The sequence below is a fragment of the Actinomadura fibrosa genome (genome assembly GCF_900659615.1).
In the GTDB taxonomy this organism is placed as follows: Bacteria; Actinomycetota; Actinomycetes; order Streptosporangiales; family Streptosporangiaceae; genus Spirillospora; species Spirillospora fibrosa.
Genome location: NZ_CAACUY010000429.1, coordinates 1 through 4,452 on the forward strand (window position 1 = coordinate 1; position 4,452 = coordinate 4,452).

Annotated in this window: 5 protein-coding genes; 1 reads left to right on the forward strand and 4 read right to left on the reverse strand. The window is 76.1% G+C overall.

Annotation, left to right across the window (positions count from 1 at the left end):
• A partial coding sequence (locus E1300_RS47830) for an acyl-CoA carboxylase subunit epsilon (protein ID WP_242619875.1) occupies window positions 1–204 on the reverse strand: 204 nt, incomplete at its 3' end.
• A gap of 529 nt (window positions 205–733) precedes the next feature.
• On the opposite strand from E1300_RS47830, the gene E1300_RS47835 reads away from it, so the two are divergent.
• Window positions 734–1,957 (forward strand): DUF6986 family protein, encoded by a 1,224-nt coding sequence (locus E1300_RS47835; RefSeq protein ID WP_131763885.1) that lies wholly within the window; start codon window positions 734–736, stop codon window positions 1,955–1,957.
• A gap of 13 nt (window positions 1,958–1,970) precedes the next feature.
• Here the strand turns inward: E1300_RS47835 and E1300_RS47840 are convergent, their stop codons facing one another.
• The 3 genes from E1300_RS47840 to E1300_RS47850 all read right to left on the reverse strand — a co-directional run.
• The gene (locus E1300_RS47840; protein ID WP_131763886.1) at window positions 1,971–2,693 is read right to left on the reverse strand and encodes a nucleotidyltransferase family protein; all 723 of its coding nucleotides are present in this window, start codon (window positions 2,691–2,693) and stop codon (window positions 1,971–1,973) included.
• A gap of 18 nt (window positions 2,694–2,711) precedes the next feature.
• On the reverse strand, window positions 2,712–3,836 hold the full coding sequence (locus E1300_RS47845) for an XdhC family protein (RefSeq protein ID WP_131763887.1): 1,125 nt from the start codon (window positions 3,834–3,836) through the stop codon (window positions 2,712–2,714).
• Window positions 3,829–4,452 (reverse strand): vWA domain-containing protein (locus tag E1300_RS47850; protein WP_131763888.1); only part of this gene is annotated, 624 nt, incomplete at its 5' end. The genes E1300_RS47845 and E1300_RS47850, both read right to left, overlap by 8 nt.

Here is a 4,452-nt window from a genome sequence, read left to right on the forward strand (position 1 = left end):
GGTGCTCCAGCGCGGCGTCCGGCGGGACGCCCGGCACCGCGCGCGGGCGCCCGGTGCCGCGGCCTCGGCCGCCCGGTGTCCGGCCACGGCGCGGAGCACGGCCGTCACGGCGGCGAGCTCCTCGTCGGTGGGGGCTCCGCGCAGGACGCGCAGAAAGGCGGGTGTCGAATCGTCCATCACGCTCGCGGTGTCGATCTCGACCACCTCTCATTTTCTCGGTCGAATGGCGCCTGCGGTCCGGAAACAGCGGACATGCCGAACCTTAAGGAGGTGCCCGCGGGGCGTGCCACCCCTAGATCGCCCCTAGGAAGGCGGGCGCCTCCGGGCGGATGCCGGTGGCCGCGACAGTGCAGCGCCTTTCCTTTCCGAGCCCGGCGCCATCCCGATTCCCAGGGGCGGTGGACATCGGTCGTCGCGGCCGTACACCCCTGTCCTCGGGCGCGGGCACCCCTATCCCCCGGCGCGGCGGCGAAGGCACGGTCATACTCCCGCCGCACGCGGGCAACGGGCGAAACGACCCATTCTCAAATGCGAGTTATTTTCGGCATCAGAGCGAATCAAGCAACGCCCGCACGACCCAGAGGTCAGGGTGTTCTACCCTTCTTACAGCCGTCCGTTAAGCGGATTCCCTCGCGACGGCGCGGGCGATGGAGGCTCGCGCCGTGGGGTCCGCGGCGGCGGCGATGGCCTCCTCGCCTTCCCCATCGCCGCGCAGTTGGGGGATCATTGGCGGGTGAACCTCAGCGTCTCCTCGTTCGACGACCTTTCCGCGCGCATCGCCGCCGTCCGCGCCGAGCACGACGAGCGCCGCCCCGGGCCCGCCGACGGCCGCCAGCCGGTGCACACGGTGTACGTCCCGGCCGACCGGTTCTCCCGCTCGACGCCCGCCGACTTCGGCGCCGAGGCGCTGCGGCTGCTCAACACCCACACGCCGGGCGCCGGGTCGTTCGGCGCCGCGTTCGGCCTCGACCCCGAGATCGCCGGGCTCGTCCGCGAGCGGGTCGCGGCCAAGCTCGCGAGCGAGCCCGTCGAGGACGTGCGGATCGACTTCGAGGACGGCTACGGCGTCCGCGGGGACGAGGAGGAGGACGCGCACGTCGCCCAGGTGGTCGAGGCCGTCGCCGCCGCGTACCAGGTCAAGGGCCTCCCCCACTACTGGGGGCTGCGGGTGAAGTCGTTCGCCGACGGCGGCCACGACCGCGCGATGCGGACCCTGGACGGGTTCCTCACCGCGCTGCGGGACCGGCTCGGGCGGCTGCCCGGCGGGTTCACGATCACCTTCCCCAAGGTCGTGGCGGCCGAGCACGTCGCGCTGTTCGTCGAGTACCTGGAGCGCCTGGAGACCGCGCTCGGCCTGCCGTCCGGGATCCTGCGCTTCGAGATCCAGGTCGAGACGACCGGGGCGGTCATCGACCCGGAGGGCCGGTTCGCGCTGCCCCGCATCGCGGCGGCCGCGGGCGGCCGGCTGACCGCCGCGCACTTCGGCGTGTTCGACTACACCGCCGAACTCGGGCTGCCCCCGGACGAGCAGCGCCTCGACCACCCGGCCTGCGACTACGCCCGGCACGCGATGCAGGTCGCGTTCGCCGGGACGGGCGTGCGCCTGTCCGACGGCTCGACCAACGTCATCCCCCGCAACGACGGGCCGGACGAGGTCAACGCGGCCTGGTCGGTGCACGCCGCGCACGTCAGGCACTCGCTGCGGCACGGCTTCTACCAGGGCTGGGACCTGCATCCCGCGCACCTGCCGAGCCGCTACGCGGCCGTCTACGCCTTCCACCTCACCGGTGTCGACGACGTCATCGGACGGGTCCGGGCGTGGCACGAGCAGGCCGCGGGCAGGGCCGGCGTCCTGGACGAGCCCGCCACCGTGAAGGCCCTCGTCGCCCGGCTCCGCCGCGCCGTCGACTGCGGCGCCCTGGACGAGAGCGTCCTGCCCGCGTCCCGGCTCTCCTGATCCCCGTGCCGCGTCACCGAGGGCCGCGGGGGCCGGCCTTGCGGAGGGTGTAGGCCGCCAGGTCGGCGGGGGTGTCGATGTCGTCCGGCGCGGCGACGTCGTCGCAGGGGACGCCCGTGACCAGGTCCGGGTGCGCGCGCAGGAACCCGCGCGCCCCGACGTCCCCGGCCGCCGCCTCGGCGACGGCGGCGAAGTGCGCGGCGCCCAGCAGGACGGGGTTGCGGGGCGCGCCGCCGTAGGTCGCGACGGCGATCCCGGCGCCCGCCTCGTACGCCGCGACGAGCCGTCCGACCGCGGCGGCGGTGACGCGCGGCTGGTCGACGAGCGCGACGACCGCGGCGGGGCAGCCGGACGGCAGCGCGGCGAGCCCGGCCCGCAGGGACGAGCCCATCCCCTCGCGCCAGTCCGGGTTCGGCACGACGACCGCGCCGATCACCTCGATCTGCGCGGCGCCCGCCACCACCAGCACCGGGGAGCAGCCGCCCTCGCGCAGCACGCGGACGCCCCGGTCGACCAGGCGCTCGCCGTCCAGCTCCAGCAGCGCCTTGGGACGGCCGAGCCGGCGCCCTTCCCCCGCCGCGAGCAGGATCCCAGCGGGCCACGCCGCCAGGTGCGGGCCGAGGGTCTCCTCATCCCGCGCACCCGGACCGTGCGCACCCGCACCGTGCGCGCCCAGGGCGTGCGCGCTCGGGTCGGGCGGGTTCGTGCCGTGCGGGTTCGTGCCGTGCGGGGTCATCACGCGAGGGTAGCCCGCTCAGCCGCCCTCGGCGTGGATCCGGCCGCTGGTGTCGGTGAGCGGGCGGCCCGACCCGCCCCAGCGGAGCTGGACGAGCTCGGCGGCGATCGACACGGCCGTCTCCTCCGGGGTCCGCGCGCCGAGGTCGAGGCCGATCGGCGACCGCAGCCGGGACAGCTCCGCGTCCGTCAGCCCCGCGTCCCGGAGCCGGGCGAGCCGGTCGTCGTGGGTGCGGCGCGAGCCCATCGCGCCGACGTACCCGGCGCGGGTCCGCAGCGCGACCTCCAGCAGCGGCACGTCGAACTTCGGGTCGTGGGTGAGGACGCAGATCGCGGTCCGCTCGTCCACGGTGCCCTCGGCCTCCTGGAGGAACTTGTGCGGCCACTTGACCACGACCTCGTCGGCGTCCGGGAACCGCTTCGGCGTCGCGAAGACGGGCCGCGCGTCGCAGACCGTCACGTGGTAGCCGAGGAACGCGCCGATCCTCGCGACGGCGGCCGCGAAGTCGATCGCGCCGAACACCAGCAGCCGCGGCGGCGGCGCGAACGCGTGCACGAACACCGACAGCTCGTCGAGCCGCCGCTCGCCCTCGCGGCCGTAGTGCCGCTGCCCGGTGAGGCCCTGGGCGAGCATGCCGCGCGCGTCGTCGTCCACGGCCGCGTCGAGGCGGGCCGCATAGGGGGCGCCGGGCGCGAGCGTCCCGGACGCGCGGCCGGGCCACACGACGCGGCGCGCGCCGATCCGCCCCGGCCCGGCCACCACCGTCGCGACCGCGACCGGCTCCCGCGCCTCGATCGCGGCGGCGACCTCGGCGAACTCGGGGAACGTCGCGGGCCCGACCGGCTCCACCAGCACGTCCAGGATGCCGCCGCAGGTGAGGCCGACGGCGAACGCGTCGTCGTCGCTCACCCCGTACCGCTGGACGACAGGCTCGCCGCTCTCCAGCACCGACTGCGCGAGGTCGTACACCGCGCCCTCGACGCAGCCGCCGGACACGCTGCCCGCCACCTCGCCGCCGGCGGACACGGCCATCGCCGCGCCCGGCGGGCGCGGCGCGCTGCGGAAGGTGTTGACGACGGTGGCGAGCCCGAACGTCTCGCCCGCCGCGTACCAGCCGGCGATGTCGCCGAGGACGTCACGCATGGGACCTCCCTCTTCTCGCGGCGCCCGCCACGAGGCGGGCCAGCTCCTCCAGGGCCGCGAGGCTGTGCCCGGAGGTGAAGTCGTCGACGTGCGGCAGCGCGGCGGCCATCCCCGCGGTCAGCGGCGCGTAGCCCGGCCGGGCCTTGTGCGGGTTCGCCCACACGACGCGGTGCGCGAGCCTGCGCAGCCGCGCCATCTGCTCGCCGAGCAGCGCGGCGTCGCCGCGCTCCCAGCCGTCGGAGGCGATCACGACGATGGCGCCGCGGGCGAGGCCGCGCTGCCCGAACCGGTCGAGGAACTCCTTCAGCTCCGCGCCGAGGCGGGTGCCGCCGCTCCAGTCGGGGATCGCCGCGGACGCCGCCGCCATCGCCGCGTCCGCGTCGCGGTGCCGCAGCTCCCGGGTGAGCCGGGTGAGCCGCGTCCCGGCGCTGAACACCTCCACGGACGGGCCGCCGGACCGCGCGGCGGCGTGCGCGAACCGCAGCAGCGCGTCGGCGTAGGCGCTCATCGACCCGCTGACGTCCACGATCAGGACGACGCGGCGCGGGCGGGTGCGGTGCGCGCGGTGCCGCAGCAGCGCGGGCTCGCCGCCGCGCCGCAGCGCCTCCCGGACGGT